This is a genomic window from Mycobacterium sp. NPDC048908, from assembly GCF_043197955.1.
In the GTDB taxonomy this organism is placed as follows: domain Bacteria; phylum Actinomycetota; class Actinomycetes; order Mycobacteriales; family Mycobacteriaceae; genus Mycobacterium.
This window is the reverse complement of the sequence record NZ_JBICUE010000002.1, coordinates 220,728-240,598: the sequence shown is the minus strand read 5'-3', so window position 1 is coordinate 240,598 and position 19,871 is coordinate 220,728. Positions and strand designations below refer to the sequence as shown.

General features: G+C 67.5%; 15 protein-coding genes. 4 read left to right on the top strand and 11 right to left on the bottom strand.

Features of this window, described 5'->3' with window-relative positions:
* Nucleotides 1–8: 8 nt before the first annotated feature.
* Nucleotides 9–1,697, bottom strand: a complete 1,689-nt coding sequence (locus ACGFK1_RS05675) for an alpha/beta hydrolase (RefSeq protein WP_393426915.1) — start codon at nucleotides 1,695–1,697, stop codon at nucleotides 9–11.
* Between the two features lie 162 nt (nucleotides 1,698–1,859).
* Here ACGFK1_RS05675 and ACGFK1_RS05670 point away from each other — a divergent pair, with 162 nt between their 5' ends.
* Nucleotides 1,860–5,312 (top strand): protein kinase, encoded by a 3,453-nt coding sequence (locus tag ACGFK1_RS05670; protein ID WP_393426912.1) that lies wholly within the window; start codon nucleotides 1,860–1,862, stop codon nucleotides 5,310–5,312.
* Nucleotides 5,313–5,315: 3 nt separating this feature from the next.
* On the opposite strand, the gene ACGFK1_RS05665 is transcribed toward ACGFK1_RS05670, so the two are convergent.
* The 5 genes from ACGFK1_RS05665 to rplJ all read right to left on the bottom strand — a co-directional run bounded on the left by ACGFK1_RS05665 (nucleotide 5,316) and on the right by rplJ (nucleotide 10,585).
* Entirely contained in the window at nucleotides 5,316–6,083 is a 768-nt protein-coding gene (locus ACGFK1_RS05665) for an SDR family NAD(P)-dependent oxidoreductase (protein WP_393426909.1), read from the bottom strand.
* 2 nt (nucleotides 6,084–6,085) lie between these two features.
* Nucleotides 6,086–8,266, bottom strand: a complete 2,181-nt coding sequence (locus tag ACGFK1_RS05660; RefSeq protein ID WP_393426906.1) for a molybdopterin-dependent oxidoreductase — start codon at nucleotides 8,264–8,266, stop codon at nucleotides 6,086–6,088.
* Between the two features lie 3 nt (nucleotides 8,267–8,269).
* On the bottom strand, nucleotides 8,270–9,349 hold the full coding sequence (locus ACGFK1_RS05655; RefSeq protein WP_393426903.1) for an ABC transporter ATP-binding protein: 1,080 nt from the start codon (nucleotides 9,347–9,349) through the stop codon (nucleotides 8,270–8,272).
* Nucleotides 9,350–9,575: 226 nt separating this feature from the next.
* Nucleotides 9,576–9,968, bottom strand: a complete 393-nt coding sequence (gene rplL, locus ACGFK1_RS05650) for a 50S ribosomal protein L7/L12 (RefSeq protein WP_067804221.1) — start codon at nucleotides 9,966–9,968, stop codon at nucleotides 9,576–9,578.
* Nucleotides 9,969–10,012: 44 nt separating this feature from the next.
* Complete coding sequence (gene rplJ / locus ACGFK1_RS05645) at nucleotides 10,013–10,585, bottom strand: 50S ribosomal protein L10 (RefSeq protein ID WP_393426900.1); 573 nt, start codon at nucleotides 10,583–10,585, stop codon at nucleotides 10,013–10,015.
* Nucleotides 10,586–11,031: 446 nt separating this feature from the next.
* Between rplJ and ACGFK1_RS05640 the strand changes: the two genes are divergently transcribed.
* On the top strand, nucleotides 11,032–11,280 hold the full coding sequence (locus tag ACGFK1_RS05640; protein WP_393426897.1) for a hypothetical protein: 249 nt from the start codon (nucleotides 11,032–11,034) through the stop codon (nucleotides 11,278–11,280).
* Here the strand turns inward: ACGFK1_RS05640 and ACGFK1_RS05635 are convergent.
* Genes ACGFK1_RS05635 through ACGFK1_RS05620 form a run of 4 tightly spaced genes read right to left on the bottom strand, consistent with a single transcriptional unit; the run spans nucleotide 11,269 to nucleotide 17,738 of the window.
* Nucleotides 11,269–12,189, bottom strand: a complete 921-nt coding sequence (locus tag ACGFK1_RS05635; protein WP_393426894.1) for an ROK family protein — start codon at nucleotides 12,187–12,189, stop codon at nucleotides 11,269–11,271. The genes ACGFK1_RS05640 and ACGFK1_RS05635 overlap by 12 nt on opposite strands.
* Nucleotides 12,189–12,755, bottom strand: a complete 567-nt coding sequence (locus ACGFK1_RS05630; protein WP_393426891.1) for a malonyl CoA-ACP transacylase — start codon at nucleotides 12,753–12,755, stop codon at nucleotides 12,189–12,191. Before ACGFK1_RS05630 ends, ACGFK1_RS05635 begins: the two co-directional genes overlap by 1 nt.
* Complete coding sequence (locus ACGFK1_RS05625; protein WP_393426888.1) at nucleotides 12,752–16,921, bottom strand: NEW3 domain-containing protein; 4,170 nt, start codon at nucleotides 16,919–16,921, stop codon at nucleotides 12,752–12,754. The genes ACGFK1_RS05630 and ACGFK1_RS05625 overlap by 4 nt, the downstream gene beginning before the upstream one ends.
* A 49-nt stretch (nucleotides 16,922–16,970) precedes the next feature.
* Complete coding sequence (locus ACGFK1_RS05620) at nucleotides 16,971–17,738, bottom strand: endonuclease/exonuclease/phosphatase family protein (RefSeq protein ID WP_393427860.1); 768 nt, start codon at nucleotides 17,736–17,738, stop codon at nucleotides 16,971–16,973.
* Between the two features lie 24 nt (nucleotides 17,739–17,762).
* On the opposite strand from ACGFK1_RS05620, the gene ACGFK1_RS05615 reads away from it, so the two are divergent.
* Nucleotides 17,763–18,326, top strand: a complete 564-nt coding sequence (locus ACGFK1_RS05615) for a hypothetical protein (protein ID WP_393426885.1) — start codon at nucleotides 17,763–17,765, stop codon at nucleotides 18,324–18,326.
* Here ACGFK1_RS05615 and ACGFK1_RS05610 read toward each other — a convergent pair.
* Nucleotides 18,323–19,276: a helix-turn-helix transcriptional regulator gene (locus ACGFK1_RS05610; protein ID WP_393426882.1), complete on the bottom strand. Its 954-nt coding sequence runs from the start codon at nucleotides 19,274–19,276 to the stop codon at nucleotides 18,323–18,325. The two genes, ACGFK1_RS05615 and ACGFK1_RS05610, sit on opposite strands and share 4 nt — an antisense overlap.
* A 62-nt stretch (nucleotides 19,277–19,338) precedes the next feature.
* Between ACGFK1_RS05610 and ACGFK1_RS05605 the strand changes: the two genes are divergently transcribed.
* Nucleotides 19,339–19,869 carry a DinB family protein gene (locus tag ACGFK1_RS05605; protein WP_393426879.1) on the top strand — a complete coding sequence of 177 codons (531 nt, stop codon included), beginning with the start codon at nucleotides 19,339–19,341 and terminating at the stop codon, nucleotides 19,867–19,869.
* The last annotated feature ends 2 nt before the right edge of the window (nucleotides 19,870–19,871 follow it).

The window sequence follows — 19,871 nt, the reverse complement described above, 5'->3', positions numbered from 1 at the left end:
TTAGGTTGTCACGCGGCCAGCGATCCCGGACAGTTGGTGGCGGGCACCGACCGCGCGGCGCAGGTCGGCTCGAAGGTGAAAAAAACATCTCCCAGCGGCACGAATACCTGCAGCGGGTTCAAGATGAACGGCTTGGTGAGCGAGTTGGGCAGGTCGACCAACGTGGCCCGCCCCGCCGGTGTGTCGAGGACCAACCGTTCGCCGCGGTCGAGATAAACGCCTTCTTCCCAATTTCCAGCGAACATGTCATTGACCCAGCCGACCATCAGGATCTGGGCCGCCGCCACGTTCTTGGGCTTGGAGAACCCCGAGACGAGTTGTTGCGAGAACTGGATGAGCGGGTTGCCGCCACGCATCGAATCGACGTGTGACCCGCCGACCAGTGTGACGCCGATGAATTCGCCCGGCCGCGCCTGCAGCAGGGCGTCGGTACCGACGCCGAACTGGTTCCAGAAGTACCTGGGCGCGGCGAGTTGATAGATCGGAATGTCGTCGGGGACTTTGTCAAGCGACGCCGCCATCGAATCGTCGAGGCCGACGCCGTCGAGCATCACCACCCCGGCCAGCGGGTCGATGGTCTCGTTGTCGACCATGGAGCCGGCGGTCCCTGCGACGAGCCCACCTCCGAGGGAGTGACCGACAAGCACGACCCGATCCGGAATCGGGCCGGTATAGCCGGCCGCGAGCGCGCTGTCGGCCAGCGCGGTGTTGTCGACCTCGAACAGATTCGCCACCGCTTCCTGCATCGGCGGCGCACCGAGCCAGCAGGCGTCGGACGCGAAGAAGTTCGACGTGATCGACGGCGTGACCACAATGCTGTTGGTCTGCTCGGCGAGGGTGGCGGCGGTGTGGCTGTACCACGGCCCCGCGGCGAGGAAGCCGTGCTGCAGATAGATCAGTCGCGTCGGCGGCGTGGCGGTGTCAGGCACATACCAGTCGGCGGGCACTTCCATCGAGTCGTCGCGGCCGCACCCGCAGTCGAGCCGCAGCGTCGAACTGCGCACCGTGACTGTGCTGTTCACCGGAAGGATCGGTGGCCCGCCGAACAGCCGGATCGCGGCGCCGTACAGGTTGAACACGATCGTGCCGATCGCGCTGATCAGCCCGGACAGCGGCGAAGCGTCCGCGGTCGAGGTGATCTGCGCGGCGACCGGTGCCGCCAGCGCCACCGCGCTGGTCGCGGGCGCGCGGGTCTTCGGCTCGATGCGCGCGACCGGCACGACAGCGGGCGCCTCGTCGGCCGCGGGCCCGGCCACCACGGCCGGCTCCTCGGTCTCGGCCTTCTCGATCGCCGGTTCCTGCGCCGCCTTTTCGGCAGCCGTCGGCTTGGCCGGCTTCCGCACCGATTTCTTCGCGGCGCCGGATTCTGTCGCCTTCTTGTTGGCTGGCGACTTTGCCCCGGACCGTGGCGCCGACGACTCGTCGATGGGCTCTGGGTCATCGCCGTGCTCGGTAACGTCGGGCGCTTCGTCGTCCTTCTTCGGCTTCTCCGCTACCGGGTCCGATTTGAGGCTGCCGCTGGAGGTATCCGAACCCGCTTCGCTCTCTTTCGGTTTCGTCGACTCCGACGATGTGGTCCCCGCGGCGTCCGAACCAGTCGTGTCGTCGGCGGACGCCACGCCGGCGCCCGCGGCCATTGCCGCAACCACCCCTGCGCTGATCATCACCGCGACCAACCACGCCCAGAACTGCTTCACCGCGCAAAAGGTAACGGGTGTTGTCAGGTGACGGGCCCGTTTATTCGAGATCCGGTTGGGCCATCGGCCGACACTCATCCGCGTTCGGGCCGGGTCGGATCGGTTTATGCTCAGCTCAGAGGCCATGGCGACGTCATGGCGCCGGCGATACCGAGACGACCGATGGTCACCAGCGACCCGCTGCCGACGCAGGGGGATGTGCACGCCGGAGTGCCGGCGGAGTTGACGGCTGCCGGTTTCTCCGATCCCCAGGAGATCGGCCGCGGCGGGTTCGGCGTCGTTTACCGGTGCAGTCAGCCCGAACTCGATCGCATCGTCGCGGTCAAGGTGCTCACCGCAGATCTCGAGTCCGACAACCTGGAGCGGTTCGTGCGCGAACAGGTCGCGATGGGCAAGCTGTCCGGGCATCCGCACATCGTGACCATCTTCCAGGTCGGGACCACCGCCACCGGCAGGCCGTTCATCGTGATGCAGTACCACCCGCACGGTTCGCTGGAGGACAAGATCCACGACAACGGACCGCTGGGGTGGGCCGACGCACTGCACCTCGGCGTGAAGGTCGCGGGTGCACTGGAAACCGCCCACCGGCGCGAAACCCTGCACCGCGACGTCAAACCCGCCAACATTCTGCTCAGCGAGTACGGCGAACCGGCGCTGACGGATTTCGGAATCGCCCGCATCGTCGGCGGATTCCAGACCGGTGACGGCGCGGTGATGGGATCGCCGGCGTACACGGCGCCGGAGGTGCTGCTCGGCGAGCAACCCGATGCCACCTCCGATGTGTACAGCTTGGCCGCGACCTTGTTCTGCGCGGGCACGGGTCACGCGGTGTTCGAGCGCCGCAAGGGCGAGCAGATGGTCGCCCAGTTCCTCCGGATCACCCGACACCCGATGCCGAGCCTGCGTGACTCCGGTCTGCCCATCGACGTATGCGCGGTGATCGAGCAGGCCATGTCGCGGAAGATCGAGGACCGACCTCCGACAGCCGAAGCCTTCGGGGAGCAGTTGCGAGAGGTGCAGCGGCGACACGGCTTACCCGTCGACGACATGCCGGTGCCTGCACCCGCCCCGACCATCCGGTACAACCCGGCGCGGTCGCCGCGCACGCCGAGCTATCCGGCGCGCGCACTGACCCCGCCCGCACCGGCCACCCGGTTTCAGCTGCCGGTGTCGACGAAGGAGTTGGTTCAACGGGCCCGGCTGATCGACGTGTTGCGGGCCGGCCGGCACAAGAAGCTCACGGTGATCCACGGCCCGACCGGCTTCGGCAAGAGCACACTGGCCGCACAGTGGGCCAAGCAACTGGCCGCCGAGGGCGTGGCCGTGGCATGGCTGACCGTGGACCATGACGACAACAACGTGGTCTGGTTCCTGTCACATCTGATCGAGGCCATCCGCACGGTAACGCCAACGCTGGCAAGCGAATTGGGCGAAGTGCTGGAAGAGCACGGCGACGAAGCCGAACGCTACGTGCTGACCTCGCTGATCAACGAGATCCATCAGGGCGGCACCCCGATGACACTGGTGATCGACGACTGGCACAGGGTCACCGACCCGGCCACCATCGCGGCCCTGCTGTATCTGCTCGTCTACGCCCCCGATGACCTGTCCGTCGTGGTAACCAGCCGCAGTCAGAGCGGCCTGCCCATGAGCCGGATGCGGATGAAGGACGAGCTGGTCGAAATCGACGCCACCGCACTGCGTTTCGACGTGACCGAATCGGAGAACTTCCTGATCGAGCTTGGTGGGCTGGATCTCGACCGCACCGACGTCGAGGAACTCACGGCGAAGACCGACGGCTGGGTCGCCGCGCTGCAGCTGGCGACGCTGTCGCTGCGCGGCCGCGACGATCCGGTCCAACTGATCGGCACGATGACCGGCCGCCACCACGCGATCAGCGAGTTCCTCGCCGAAAACGTGCTCGACACCCTCGAACCGTCGATGCTCGACTTCCTGCTCGCCACGTCGGTCACCGAGCGGATCTGCGGGGACCTGGCGGCGGCGTTGTCCGGCGTGCCGGACGGGCAAGCGATGCTGGAGCAAGTCGAGGAGCGAGACCTGTTCCTGCGTCGGCTCGACGACCAATGGTTCCGCTACCACCAGCTGTTCGGTGACTTCCTGCGGCACCGACTGGGTCGCGATGATCCGAGACGGATGGCCCGCCTGCACCAGGTGGCGTCGACGTGGTTCGCCGAGCACCACTTGGTCAGTGAGGCAGTCGATCACGCGCTGGCGGCCGGTGACGATGCGCGGGCGGTGCAGCTGGTCGAAAACGACGGCATCGATCTGGTGGCGAAATCACAGATGTCGACGCTGATCGGGTTGGTCGGCAAGCTGCCTGCCGCCGTCGTGCGAACCGATCCGCGGCTGCAGCTCGCGCTGGCATGGGCCAACATCGTGCTGCACCGGGTGCCTGCGGCCAACCAGGCACTCGAACTGATGGATGCCGGGCTGACCAAGTCCGGCTTCGGTGACGACGAGATCGCGGATCTGCGGGCGGAGGCCGGTGTGGTGCGCGGGGTGGCCGATCTGCGCTCCGACCGGCTTGCCGGCATCGACGAGCACATCGCGCCGTGCTTGGCGCGACGAGACAGTCAGCGCCCCTTCGCCGTCGGCGTGGCCGCCACCGTCTCGACCTTCGCCGCGGCATATCACTACAACCTCGACGAAGTGAACCGGATCCAGGCGTGGGCCGCGCCGTACGCCGAGCGTAAGGGCGACAGTTTCAACCTGGTTCACGGCCTGTGCTACACCGGGCTCGCGCACCGGTTGATGCTCGACATTCCCACCGCGGAAGCCTGTTTCCGCAAGGCGCTCAAGATCGCGAAACGGTCCGGCGGAAGTCATTCCTACACGGCGCGGTTGGCGAGCTCGGCGCTCGGCGAATTGCTCTACGAGCGTGGCGATCTCGAGGAAGCCGACCGGCTGCTGGAGGAAGGCTACAAACTCGGCCCCGAGGGCGGCTCGGTCGACTTCAAGATCGCGCGCTACGTCATCGCGGCCAGGATCAAGACGCTACAAGGTGACCGGCACGCGGCGGCGCAACGTCTGGACGAGGCCGTCCGTATCGCGCGGACGCTTTCGCTACCCCGACTGCGGGCGATGGCCGAACACGAGCGCACCCGACTCGGCCTTGCGCCGCTGCCCGACGCCGACCCGTGGCCGCCAACCTCCTACGAGCACCGCCGCCGGCCCGTCGACGCCATCGACGAGATCACCGTCCAGTTCGAAGAGGCGTCTGCGATCCGGGTACTGATGGCCGCCGACGATCAGGACTCCAAGCAGCGGGCCTGCCGGTGGGCGCAGGAGTGGGTCGATCGGACGTCATCACCCAACCGGCCGCAGGCGCTGCTGCGCGCGCGCCGCCTGCTGGGTGCGAGCTTGTCGGCGGCGGGCCGCGTCGACGAAGCGAAGGCCACCATCGCGGCCGTCGCTGCGCAGTGCGCACAGTTGCGGATGCTGCGCTACCTGGTCGACGGCGGCCCGTACGTAGCGACCACGCTGTCCGAACTGCAGACCGATCAGCGGTCCGGCCGGTGGCGGACCGAATGGCAGGACGTCCCACCGGACTTCCTCGACCGGGCCGTCGAAGCAGCTGTCGCCCAACGCATCTGACAGTTACTGCGCGAGGTACCCGCCGTCGACCGGCAGCACCACGCCAGTGATGAACGAGGCGTCGTCGGAGGCCAGGAAGACAATGGCGCTGGCGACCTCTGCTGGCTCGCCGATGCGGCCCATCGGGTGCATCCGCTCGATCTGCGCGAGATATTGCGCGCCGCCCGGTTCGTCACGGAGTTGCTTGACGCGCTCGGTGCGGATCGTCCCGGGGGCAACGGCGTTGACCCTGATACCGCGGTCGGCCCATTCGACCGCCAGATGTTTGGTCAGCCCGGCGGCGACGAACTTGGCGGGGCCGTAGGCCGCCTGCCGCTTCTGCCCGGCCACTCCGGAAATCGACGAAAGGCAGACGATGGCGCCACCGCCCGCTGCTGTCATCGCCTCGATGGTGAACTTACAGGTGAGGAACATGCCGCGGCCGTCGACGGCCATCACGTTGTCCCAGTCGGCGCTCGTCATCTCGGTCACGTCCCCCAGCGGGATGATTCCCGCGTTGGCGACCACCACGTCGAGGCGGCCGAAGCGATCGACCGCGGCGCCGATCATCCGCCGCGCATCCGCCTCGACCGAGACATCCCCGACGACCGTCTCGACTTCCGCGCCGTGGCCGCGCAACTCGTCGGCGAGGGCCAGCAGCGGCCGCTCCTGAAGATCGGTCACCACCAGGCGTGCGCCCTCGCGGGCGAAGGCCTCGGCGGTCGCCCGGCCGATGCCGAACGCCGCACCCGTGACCACCGTGGATTTTCCGTCAAGACGTCCGGCGGCCATGGCTACGCGCGATCGACCCGCACCGGGACGCCGGTCAGCCGGGCCATACCCGCGAGCTTCTCCAAATCCTCTGGCGCGCTGGACATCAGCTGATTGACGTTGGCGCCGCCCGCACCGTTGGCGAGCTGCCAGCCGCCGGTGCCCTTGTGGCCCCAGCCGTGGGGTACGGCGACGACGCCCGCGACGATGTCCTTGGTGACGACGACGGGCAGTTCGATCTCGCCGTGCGGCGACGCGATCCGCACCCGGTCGCCGTCGGCGATGTCGGCCGCGACGGCGTCGTCGACGTGCATGCGCGCCGCCTGGGTGCGCTCGCCGCGCATCAGCAGCGGCGAGTTGTGCATCCACGAGTTCTCCGAACGTGTTTCGCGCATACCGATCAGTCGCATGGGATAGCCGTCAGGGACCCGTCTGCTCGACAGCGCCGCGACCTCAGTTGCGATCGCGTCGTGCTGCAGTCGCACCCGAGAACCGCGGTACACGACAACCCTGCGCAGCATGCCGTCGCGCAGGTTGCGCGCCAGCACCTTGCCGTGCGGATACTCGGCCGCCAGCCTGGTGAAGGTCAGCCCACCACGGCGCAGCCCGAAGAGGTCCCCACCTTCGCCAAGCCGGATGACGATGTCCACCAGCAGCCTGGGTGCGAGTTGAACACCGAACAGCGCCAACACTTTTCGTGCTGCGGCCATCGCAACCAAGCCCGGGGTGCGACGCCACATCCGTTGGGTCAGGTCATCGATCACCTGCCATTCGGTGCGGGCCTGCCCCACCGGGGCGACGACGGCCTCGGTGGCCTGGCGGAACGGTGTCGGCTGCAACGTCTGGAACGGCAGCGGGAAGTCGTCGCGTTCGTACATCGTCGCGGCGGGCAACACGTAATCACAATGCGCAAGTGTCTCGTTGACGTAGAGGTCGATCCCGACCATCAACTCCAAGGACTCCAGCGCTGTCTCCAGTTCGTTGCCGTTGGGCACCGACAGCACGGGATTGCCTGCGCTGACGAACAATGCCCGTACCTGGCCGCGGCCCGGCGTGGTGATCTCCTTGGCCATCACGCCGGCAGGTTCGGACAGCAGCACCGAAGGGAAGCCACCGATCCGCGACCGCCTGCGGGTGTACATCGTTCGCAGCAGCGCGCCAACGGCCTTCATCGCCCACCGCTCCCCCGGCATACCGAAGGTGCCGAACATGCTGCCACCCGGACGGTCCATGTTGCCTGCGGCCAGATTCACCGCATCGAGCAAATACGTTGTGAGCGTGCCGCTTTCGCCGGTGCTGGTGCCGACTCGGCCGTACACCGCGGCCCGCGGCGTGCTGGCCAGATCGCGGGCCAGTGAGCGTGCGGTGTCGGGGTCGATGCCGGTGCGCGATGCGGTGGCCTCGGGACTGAACTCTGCGGCCAACTGCTCGAGCCACGCCACCCCGTCGGCCTGCCGGTCCAGCGCCGCGCGGTCGACGAGATTCTCGTCGAACAGCACATGTAGCAGCGACAGCAGCAGGAAGGCGTCGCCGTCGGGAACGATGCCCAACCACTCGAACTGCGCCGCGGTCTCAGTCTTGCGCGGATCGATCACGACGACCCGGCCGCCGCGCTTGACGATGTCGTGCATTCGGTCCTTGATCCGCGGCACTGTCAGCACGCTGCCGTGCGAGACAACCGGATTCGCGCCGATGACCACGAGCAGATCCGTGCGCAGGATGTCGGGCACCGGCAGCGCCAGCGGAGAGCCGTACAACATCTGACTGGCCACGAAGCGGTTGTTGACGTCCTGCGATCCTGCCGTGAAGACATGGAGTCGAGAGCCGAAGGCGAGCATGAACACGTTCAGGCCCAGGGTGTGCGAATAGCTGAACGCCCCGGGATTACCGTAATACCAGCCGATGCTGCCCGCGCCGTGCCTGCTGTGGATGTCGGTCAGCCTGGCGGCGATGTCGGTCATCGCCTCGTCCCAGGTGACGGGTTCGAAGCCGCCGCCGGGCTTTCGGCGCAGCGGCGTCGTGACGCGGTCGGGATCATTGACGACGTCGGTGAACGCGATGCCCTTCTGGCAGGCGAATCCGGCGGAGAGCGGGTGGTCCTTGTCGGGGCGCAGCGCCACCAACCGGCCGTCGTCGACGGTCGCGATCATGCCGCACAGCGGCTCGCAGATACGGCAGAACGTGGTTCGTTGCTCTGCCGTCAACGGTTACCTCTCGACCCGCGGAATCGCGCCGGTGGGAGCGTCGTCGTCGATGTTGCGGTGCCGCGCCGTCGGCTCGTTGCCGAACTCGGACGTCGAGTATTTGTGGGTGCCCTCGAGGTCGTCGCGGATCGCCTCCTGCGCCTTGGGCGGCAGGGTGTTCATCAGCTCGCGCACCCGTGCCTGCCTGCGGGCCACGGCCTGACGTTCCGGCATACCGGGTGTCGCCTGGATCTGCGGCGGCACGCCCTCGATCTCCTCGACACCGCCGTCGTGATGGCCGGCGTCGACCATGGCCTGCTCTTCGGCCATCGTCGACTCGTCCTTCTCCTCGGACATCCCGATCGGGCCGATGCGGCGGCCGTTGAGGAACTGCCGGACGACGGGCTCGTCACTGGTCAGCAGCACCTCGCGGGGACCGAACATGACCAGGTGCTTGCGGAACAGCATGCCCATGTTGTCCGGGACTGTGCGGGCGATGTTGATGTTGTGCGTGACGATCAGAATCGTGCAGTCGATCTGCGCATTGATGTCGATCAACAGCTGGCTCAGATACGCCGTACGCACCGGATCCAGACCCGAGTCCGGCTCGTCGCAGAGGATGATCTGCGGGTCGAGCACCAGCGAGCGGGCCAGGCCGGCGCGCTTGCGCATACCGCCGGAGATCTCGCCGGGGAACTTGTTCTCGTCACCGCCCAAGCCGACCAGCTCGAGCTTCTCCATGACGATGTTGCGGATTTCGCTTTCCTTCTTCTTGGTGTGCTCACGCAAGGGGAAAGCGGTGTTGTCGTACAGGCTCATCGAGCCGAACAGCGCGCCGTCCTGAAACATGACGCCGAACAGCGTGCGGATCTCGTAAAGCTCCTTGGCCGAGCACTCGATGATGTTGGTGCCGTCGACGATGATCTTGCCGCGTTCCGGACGCAGCAGGCCGATCAGGGACTTCAAGAACACGGACTTACCGGTACCCGACGGCCCGAGGAGGACGCTGACCTCACCGGCCGGAATCTCCATCGTGACGTCTTCCCAAATTCGCTGGGCTCCGAAGGACTTGGTGAGTCCCTCAACTTGAATTCCGATGCCCACGCGCAATCCTTCCGCCAAGTATCCAGCCGCCCAGCCACACGGCTCCGGCCTGTGGCTTGAGTCACTGTAGCTTACGCCTTTTGACCACGACACTCGTCTGTCGTCACATTGTGACCGTCCCTAGACAAACACTAGATGTGGCCTGAACACGGATGTGGGGCGGACCTGTTTGCCAGATCCGCCCCACATCTGACGGTTTTCGTCGGTTCAGCCGACGGGGTTTGCCCTACTTGACGGTGACCGTCGCGCCAGCGGCCTCGAGCTTGGCCTTCGCCTCCTCGGCAGCCTCCTTGGCGACCTTCTCGAGCAGCGGCTTGGGAGCGCTGTCGACCAGGTCCTTGGCCTCCTTGAGGCCAAGGCCGGAAACGATCTCGCGGACAACCTTGATGACGCCGATCTTCTTGTCGCCGGCACCCTCGAGGATGACGTCGAACTCCGACTGCTCCTCGGCGGCCTCGGCGGCAGCGCCACCGGCGGCGGGAGCGGCGGCCGCGACGGCGACCGGCGCGGCGGCGGTGACATCGAAGGTCTCCTCGAACTTCTTGACGAACTCAGAAAGCTCGAGCAGCGTCAGCTCCTTGAACGCATCGAGCAGGTCATCGGTGGACAGCTTGGCCATGATTGGTCCTTCCTTACTTACTTACGTATGGGTTGGTGGTCGGTCTATTCGGCAGCGTCGTCGGACGGCGCCGTGCTCTCGGGTGCGGCTTCGGCGGGCGCCTCGGCGGCCTTCTTCTCTTGCAGCGCCGCGAACAGCCGGGCTGCCTGCGCCTGCTGGGCGGTGAACAGGCCAGCCGCCTTCGACAGGTTCGCCTTCATCGCGCCGGCCAGCTTGGCCAACAGCACCTCACGCGACTCCAGGTCGGCGATCTCCTCGACCTCGGAAACGGACAGCGCGCGGCCGTCCATGTAGCCGCCCTTGATGACCAGCGCCTTGTTGTCCTTGGCGAAGGTCTTCAGCGCCTTGGCGGCGTCGACGGCCTCGCCCTTGACGAACGCGATCGCGGTCGGACCGACGAACAGTTCGTCGAGCCCGTCGATGCCCGCTTCCGCCGCGGCACGCTTGACCAGCGTGTTCTTGGCAACCGTGTAGGTAGCGGAGTCACCGAGCGAGCGGCGCAGGTCTTTGAGGTTGGCGACGGTCAGCCCGCGGTACTCGGTGACCAGGGTGGCCGTCGAGTCCTTGAACTGCTCGGCGATGTCGGCGACCGCGGTGGCCTTGTCAGCCTTGGCCATGCATTGCCTCCTCGTGGTGGGTATCGGGTTGTCCCGCCTGAGACCGGAGGTGGCCAGGAAACGACGAACGCCCCGACGCAGACAGGTCGGGGCGCACCAATAGCACTAGCCTCGTCCTCCTGCGTGGGCCGCCGGGAAATCCCGGACCTTCAACCAATTGCTTGGTGACCGACGGTCTCTGGTGGAACCGGTCAAGAATAGCCTGCTACCCGCCGATCAGCCAAAACGATGCTGCCCAGCCGCCCAGCCGCCCCCAACTTCCCGCGAGTGACCGTGTCTGTACGCAACACGCCGGCGCTGTGCGGCATTTAGCGGTCGCTCGCGAGGCCTCGGGCCGCGCGAAGATCACGTTTTGGTAACGAAAAGGAATTATGGACTGGCCATAAGACCCTTCTCCGAGTTAGGTCGGTGTGGTCTACGCCACATCCAACGAAGGGTGCTCAACGATGTCGGTTTTCCACTTCGCCGCCGCACGATTCAAGATCTGCGCGGCGGTCGTCGGCGGCGGTGCTGTGCTGACGCTTGCCGTGCTGACCGCCACCTCGGGCGGGGTGAGCACACATCCGGCGACGGTCGTGTCCAAAGGCGGCATGACGACCGGGGAAACCGCGACGGTCCAATACTCGGCGACTCTGTCGACGCCCGAGGCGGTGCCCGGCGACAAGGCTCCGCCGTTCGGCGGGTCAGGCAGCTAGTCCGCCGGAGGCGTCGAACAGCGCCGCCGCGCCGACCAGGCCCGCCTCGCCGCCCAGTTCGGCGGGCAGCACGCGCAGTTCGCGGATGAAGTCGAGGCGGGCCAGGCTGGCCAGCTTTTCGCGCACCGAGTCGAAGAGAAGTCCGCCGGACTTGGCCACGCCGCCTCCGATCACCACCAGATCGAGGTCGCACACCGCTCCGACCGACGCGATCATCGCCGCCAGGGCTGTCGCGCCACGCAGGAACGCCTGCAGAGCCACCGGGTCGCCTGCATTGGCGGCGTCTGCGAGTTCCTTCGCGTCGGCCTCCGGTGGTGCCTGCCAACCGTTTTCGCGGGCCCACTGCGCCATCCGCGGGCCCCCGGCGATGGTTTCGACGCAGCCCCTGCCCCCGCAGGAACACAGTGCACCGTCGGGTTCGACGACGACGTGGCCGACGTGGCCGGCATTACCGGTGCGCCCGTCATATGGCGCGCCGTCGAGGACGAGGCCGCCGCCGACGCCGGTGGACACCACCATGCCGAGCAGGAACTGGGCACCGCGGCCCGCGCCACGCCACCGCTCCCCCAACGCCATGCACAGTCCGTCGCCGCCGAGCCTGACGGGCGCTCCGGTCAGGGCCGTCACCCGCTCGACGATCGGAAACCGTTGCCACTCAACGATGTTGATTGGGCTGACGGTCCCCGTCGGCAAGTCGATCGGGCCGGCCGACGAGATACCGACGCCCCGCACCGTTCCGCCGGCCTGGGCAAGGGCCTCGGTGACCAGCGTGTCGACTAACGTCCACACCGCTTCGGCGTCCCCGTCCGGCGTCGGCAGCTTGGCGTGATGCAGCAGCGTCCCTGCCCGGTCGACGAGCCCGGCGGCGATTTTGGTGCCACCGATGTCGAGCGCAAGCGTGACGTCCATCAGTGCCTGTGGGTGTTGTCGGGTTGACGTGGGTCGCCGGGATGCTCGTAACCAGCTGCAAGCGTTACCAATTCGGCGCACCGGGCATCCAGCCACAACCGGAACGCACGGCGCCTGGCGGCGCCGAGCAGGTGCGCGGCGATCTCGGCGTCGTTGTCGAAACGCCGCGGGTTGCGCTTTCGGTAGTCGCCCACTTGCGCCTCGGTGACGTCGACGTCCGCGGTCACGCTGACGAACAAGGCACGCGCCAGCGGATCGACCAGCACCGCGGCCGCCACGCTGCCCATCTCCAGCCGCGCCGTGGTGTCCGGCAGCACTTCGCTTTCCACCGGCGCGTCGTCGGCGGTCAGCCCCCGCGCCGTCGCCTCCGCCGCGGCCACCCGCTCGGTGACCATCAGTTGCGTCAGCCAGCGGCGCAACTGTCTTCCCTCACTTGTGCCACGGCGTGGCAGCGCCGAGGAGATTCGCGACCCGCGCAGCGTTTCCTCGCGGACGTCGACCTCGTCGACCGTGACCGGCACGCCGCCAACGGTCGCGGCGATTGCGGTGCTTCTGGTCGGGCTCACCGCACCGCCACCTTCACCGCAGGCGAATAGAGCAGCTGTCCCGCGCAGCTCAACCGGATCAGCGCCCACCACTCGCCGGGTTCCGTCCACGCAGCCGGGGCGACGTCGAAGCCGAGTTCGAGCGTTCCGCGGGCAGGCAATTCGCGGCCGACGGCCGCGGGTCTGATCCACTCCCACGTTCCCCACGGGCTGATCAGATGCGCCTCGACCGCCAGGTCGGCATGCGCGTCGGTGCCGACGGTGACCGCCAACCGCCCGGTCTGCCCCGCCGACAACTCCACCGACTCCGGACCGCTGACCAGCTTCAGGAGATGGTCGTCTCCGGCGTCGACGGACACCACGCACACATCCTCGACCATCTGGCGCCAGGACGGCGGTATCGACGCCGCGTCGCTTCCCGTCACGGCCAGTTCGGCCCGCACCGGCAGTAATCCGTGCGGTGCGTCCGGCGACACCGTCAGCACAACGTCGGTGTTGAGGTGCTCACCCGGTGGCAGCACGAAGGGCAGTTCCGTCGGCTCCACGCGGCATCCGGTCGGACACAGCAGCCGCACCTTGCCGTGCAGCGCCGCGTCGCTGCTGTCGCTTGCCACTGTGAGGCGAAGCGGCACTCGTGCATTCGGCGCGACGGCCACATGTTGCGGGTGCAGATGCGCGACGGCGGGCAGACCGCCGAGGGCTGCGGGACCCCGATTGTGCAGCCAGTAGCGTGCGTACAGCGGCTGCGCGGCTTCAGCCTCCGGCGCGAGCTGCGTGTGGTCCGCGTCGAGCACCTGCGGCATGTTGAGCCGAGCCAGCACGGTGGCAATCTCATAGCCATGCAGCGTCAACGTTTCCGAGGCCATCCCCTGCAGCCGGGGCTGCTCGAGGAGATCGACCCGCGCCGCTGCGGTGATCCGCCGCAGTCCCGAGCGAACCACCACATCGGCAGTCCCCCCGCACGTTTCGACGAGTCTGATCGCCACGCCGTCTGCAGGGTCGACATGCTGTCCGCTCCCCGCGGCCAACGGATTGCCCGCCGCCTTCAGCGCACCAAGTGCCACCTTGCCGGCAGGCTCGATCTCCAGTAGCGATCCCCACGCCGGCAGACCGCCTGCTGCCCTGTGGTTTTCGGCCACCGTCAGCAGCGGGCGAGAGAATTCCGCGCTGCGAGCCGGGACGTCCGCCTGCCGCCAGTCACCGTCCCCGGAGAGCACCGCGTAGTCGAACGTGTGCGTCCAGTGCTGCAACTGGAAGTTCGAACCGTCCGGTGCGGTACGTCGCGGCGGGTCGATCCATGTGCCGGACGGCCACCCGGTGCACGAGCGCATCAACGACATGTGCAGCGTGCCATCGGGGTCGACCGAGAAGCCGGGCATCCCGCGGTTGACCACCGCGACGGTGCGGGACTCGAAGTGCTCGATCGCCGATGGCGCGGACTGGCCCACCTCGATCTCGAAGTCCGCGAGATCTTCGACGACTGCGCCGACGGCCTCCTCGAGGTCCGCACCCGCGACGATCAACACCGGCAGCGCGCGCACGCCGCGAAGGTCTGCGCCGGGCACCCATTGGTCCGTCAGAGGCGATACAGCCGGTACCCACACCCTGGCGACCCCTCGCCTATCGAGCTGACGCTTGAAGTCTTCGGCGTAGAGCGGCTCGGCATCGGCGAGAACCGCTGCGGTGAACTCGTTTTGCTCCGGGCCGCCGAGCGCGATCCGCGCATCGGGCAGATTCGAGTCGACGGCCAGGTCGCCGTAGCGCGGCTTGTCCGCACTGCTGCAGGTGGCGGTGACGCCGGCACGGACCAGCGCGACCATCAAGCCGCGCGCCAGCGGCGCCGACGCCGTTTCCGCGGGCGACACCACCTCCGCGACCGACACCGCACGCACCTGATCACCGACGCGCACGCGTGCCGCCGACGACAACCCGAACCAACCGAACGCGGGGTTGTCCAGCGTCCAGGGATGCTGCGCGGAGTCGACGGCCGCAGCGGCGCCGCGCTCATGCATCAGGCCGAAACCGCGGCCGATCACCGCGTCGCCGACCTCGCTCACCGGCACCGCACCGGGCACCGGACACGGCCAGCGCAGCCGCAACAGTTTGTCGGCACCGGTGAATCCGTCGACGGTGGTGCGGCAGTCCACACGTGCGACACCCCGCCACAACGTGACAATCTGTTTGTAGCGCAACACGTCTGCGATGCGGCCCCGAATCACCAACCGCTCACCGAGCGGCCCGCGGTAGGCCTGCACCGACGCCGGCTCCGCGGACGAGGCGACAACGGGCCCCTTGGGTAGCAGGTGCCACGGCCCCTCGCCGGCCTCGGGATGCGCTGGGTATTCGTCGTACACGGCCAACTCGTTGCCGACTCGGCCGTCGGCGATCAGCTCGCGACCTGAGGTGACTTCGACCAGCGAGAGGACTCCGCCGCCGCGCGACGGATCGACCGACAATCGATAGCTGTCGTTGCCGATAGCAGTGCCGCTCAACGGTTCCCAGCGCGGCGACTGGCCGCCGGCGAGCAGCCGGTAGGACTGCCAGCCGACGGACGGCACATCTAGGGCCAGCCAGCTCACCGACGTGCCGCCGTGTTCGACGTGCGCGGGGATCTCGGCACCGTCGGCGCCCAGCACCCGTACCTGCTCGCCGAGCGGATGGGACAGCCGCGCCGTCACCACATCGGACCGCTTGTGCGCCAACGGGTTCCATACCACCACCGAAGCATCGACGGCGCTCGAGAGTAGCCGCAGTGCGTTGTCGCGGGCGGTAACCCCCAGCTGCCATGCGTCACGCCACCCGGTGAGCAGGTCGAGGTACACCTGGTCGGACTCCGACCCGGTGATCGCGTCGTGGTGGGCGCCGTAGGCCAACTGCACCCAGGCTTTCGCCATCGCCGCCTGCGGATACGTCGCCCCGCCGAGCAACCCGGCGAACACCGCGAACCGTTCGGCGTCCAGCACCGCGTCTTCGGCGGCGCGGTTGGCCTGTTTGGTGTCGATATAGGACACGTGACATCCGGTGTAGATCGGGTTCATGTCCCGGGTCTGCGGCGACGCCTCGACGCCGCGCTGCGCGAGTTCGGCTCGCACGGCGGCGAAGAACTCGCGAGGCAGCGCGCAGACGAACCGGGGCCAGGTGTAGCGCGCGTTCCAGTCGCGGTGGATGTCGGTGACCCACTTGTTGGGTGGGGTGTAGTCGGTGCCGACGGGCAGCAGCACATTGCGGGTCAGCGCCACCGTCTTCAGCGTCGTGAACAACTCGTAGGTCGCCTGCTCGGCCTCGGCAAGCGTCGCCGACGAGTCCATCCACCAGCCCGCCGAATAATGCGCGGGCATGTAATGCGTCAACAGTCCACGCCCGGACGGCGCGATCCACTCGAACTCACTGGAGAACTGCATGCGCCGCGGATCGCCGCCGCCCGCGACCGGGCCCCATTGGTGGTGCGGGCCGCGGGCCCACGAACTGGACGTCAACCCGACGTCCGCGGCCATCCCTGGAAACTGTGGGTCATGCCCGAAGACGTCCAGCTGCCACGCGGTATCGGGGGCGACCCCCATGATGTCGCGCTGAAAACCCATACCGTGCACAAAGTTTCGGATCGTCGTCTCGGCACTCGTCAGGTTGGTGTTCGGCTCGTTGTACGCGCCGCCCATCACCTCGACACGACCGTCGGCGAGGAACCGACGCAGATCCTCGCGGTCTTGGGGGTGAGTGTCCCAGTACGGCTTGAGGTAGTCGACCTCGGCCAGCACGAACTTGTACTCCGGCTCGCGACGCGCCATCTCAAGATGTGCGCGCACCAACGCGAACCCGTTGGTCTGACGGCAGCGGCCCGGCGGGTCCTCGGTCCACACGCTGGTGTAGGCCGCCTGCGTGTTCCACCAGACGGGGTCGTAGTGGAAGTGGCTGATCATGTACAGCGTCCAGCCAGGCTCCGCGACGGTGAACACGAACGGCATGCCACCGGCCCGAGCGGTCCGCTGCTCGCCGGGCGCCGGCGAGTCGACTCGGACGGCGAACTCGACGCTGCCGTCACCCGCCGCAACGCGGGCCGATCCGGCGAGACCATCGCCGCTGACCGTGATTTCGCCGCCGTCACCGGTGTAGCCGACGCGCACTAGTTGCAGCGGATTGTCGGCGGGCCCGACGAAAAGCTCCGTCGACTCCGCGGAGGTGACGTGCACGCCCAAACCCTACGGCGGTCGCAGACCGTTGCGGCGGGCGATGATCAGATCACCCGCGAGAGATATCGACCACGAGCGCGCGGTGATCGGAGATCGGCAGCCGCGGCGCCGAGCACCCCTCGACGCGTATCTCACGGTCCTCGGTCAGGATGTGGTCGAGCTGATTACACGGCTCGTCGGCAGGAAAGGTCGTCGCCTCCCCCAGCGGACGCAATGCGGTCCAGCGGCGCGGCGTCGGCGGCGTCATGTTCAAGTCGCCCATCAGGAACCGCGGGCCCGGGAAGCCACGCAGGTCCCGCACCAACCGTCGCAACTGCACCCGGTTCCACCCCGGCACGAACGACAGGTGGGTGTTGGCGACGGTCAGCGGGCCCAGCGGCGTGTCGAGGCGGGCGATCATCGCCGCCCGCGGCTCCTCGTGCACGATCTGCACGCGGCCCGGCCCGGGCAGGTACATCGGGAACCGCACCGGAATGCGCGGTAGACGCACGACCTGCCAGCTCTCAGCGAGGAACCGCGACAGCAAGGCGATGCCGTAGGCCGCGGTGCCGGGTTGTTCACGGCCGGTGGCAGCCATCCACGTGGCTCCGGGCGTACCGGAGATCGCCGCGACAAACCGGTGACTGACAGCGCCCATGGCCTCAGCGGCAACCGCGGTGAGGTCGGCCCTTCCCGACCGCGGTTGGTCACAGTCGACCTCCTGCAGCGCCAGAATGTCCGGGTCCAGTTCCTTGATCGAGGCCGCGAGTCTGTCGAGATGTACTGCCCCGTCGTGCACGCTGCGCCCATGCAAGATGTTGAAGGTGGCCATTCGGATGCCCATGGGTACTCCATACCCACGATGACGGCTTCCGATGTGCTCGGCCGAAATGACGAGTTGCGCGACGCGCTCAAGCGCGCCGCGTCGGCGCTCAAGGCCCAGGGCCCCGAGTTCGCGCTCGCGGGCAGCTATGCGCTGTGGGTGCACGGCGGGCCCGAACCCGTGCACGACGTGGATTTCGTCGTCGCAGAGGACGACGCCGAGACCGCGGCGAAGACCCTCGAGGAGGCCGGCTTCAGGATCGATCGCCCACCGGAAGACTGGCTGTTCAAGGCCTGCGCTGGCGACGTCGTGGTGGACGTCCTGCATCGGCTCAACGACGTGCAGGTCACCCCAGCCACGATCAGCGGCGCAGAAGTCATCGAGGTGCTGGCGATCGCGATGCCGGTGCTTGCGCCGACACTGGTGGTGTCCGAGAAGCTGTCCTCGCTGAACGAGCACCATTGCGACTTCGCGGCGCTGCTGCCGGGCGTGCGCGCCGTCCGCGAACGGGTGAATTGGAATCAGGTCCGCGAAAGCACCGCCGACAACGACTTCGCCGTCGCGTTCCTGGTCCTCACCGACCGACTCGGCATCACCGTCTAACCCGCCGCGTGGCGTAACCGCTCGGCCAACGAGCCCACCGCCCTGATCACTTCCGGTGGTTCGAGCACTTCGAACTCGCAGCCCGGTAGCGCGAGGTAGAACACCATGCGCTCGGGATCATCCGCACCGGCGGTGAGGATGCAGGCATCGGGACCGTCCGATTCGATGGTCACCGACGACGGCGAAAAGTGCTGCGCCACAACGTGTTCAGGCGCGTAATAGCGCACGCGGGCGATATAGCGGTACGGCGAGGAGCTGATCGATCGCCGCACGTAGGTCGCCGCGTCGGGCGCCTGTCGCGGGGTGAATGTGCTGCCGAGCGCGTGCACGTCGGCCATCCGGTCCAGCCGCAGGCTTCGCCAGTCCTGCCGGTCGCGGTCGTAAGCCAGCAGGTACCACCGTCTACCGGTCGTCACCAGCTGATAGGGCTCGAGTCGTCGATCGGTGGCGTTGCCTCTGATGTCCACGTAGCCGCAGTTGACATGTTCGTGGTCGCGGCAGGCCCGCGCCAGCGTCATCAGCACGTCGGGTTCGACAGGCGAATCCGGCGAGTTCGACGGGAGTGTGACAGTTGCCTGCTGCACGGCCGCGACCTGAATGCGCAACCGCGCCGGCATCACCTGATCGAGCTTGCTCAGTGCACGCAGCGCCGACTCGCCGACACCTGCCACGCTGCCGCCGGCGGCCAGTCGCAGGCACACCGCCATCGCGACCGCCTCGTCGGGATCGAGCAGTAGCGGTGGCAATGACGTGCCTGCGGCGAGTTGATAGCCGCCGCCGTGGCCCTTGCTGGCATGTATCGGATAGCCGAGGTCGCGCAGCCGTTCCACATCGCGGCGCACGCTGCGCGTTGTCACGGCCAGTCGCTGCGCCAGCTCCTCACCGGTCCACACCCGGCGCGACTGCAGTAACCCGAGCATCTGCAGCAGTCGGCTCGTCGTCTCGGACACCCCATCAGATTGACACAGTCATAGGACAGAACCTGTCCTATATCTCTGTCAGGCTGTACTGCATGAGCGATGTGACGGCCGAACTGGCCGACCAACTGGACTATCACTGGGCGCACCAACTGCGCCCTCGGCTCGATGGACTCACCGACGACGAATACTTCTGGCAACCGGTTCCCGACTGCTGGACCGTGCATCCCGACGGCTCGATCGACTTCGCCTTCCCCGAGCCACAGCCCACGCCATTCACCACCATCGCGTGGCGGCTGGCTCACGTCATCGTCGGCGTGTTCGCGATGCGCAACCACTCCCATTTCGGCGGCCCCGCCGCCGACTACCAGTCATGGAGCTATGCCACCGACGCGCAAACCGCGCTGCGGCAACTCGATGACGCATACCAGAACTGGATCTCAGGAGTGCGCGGGCTGGACGCGCAGAGTCTTGCGCGCCCGGTCGGCCCCGCCGAAGGCCCGTGGGCGGAACATTCGATGGCCGAACTCGTGCTGCACATCAATCGCGAAGCCATCCATCACGGCGCCGAAATTGCTTGTATCAGGGACCTTTACGTTCACACCATCAACAGAGAGGGAAAGTGACG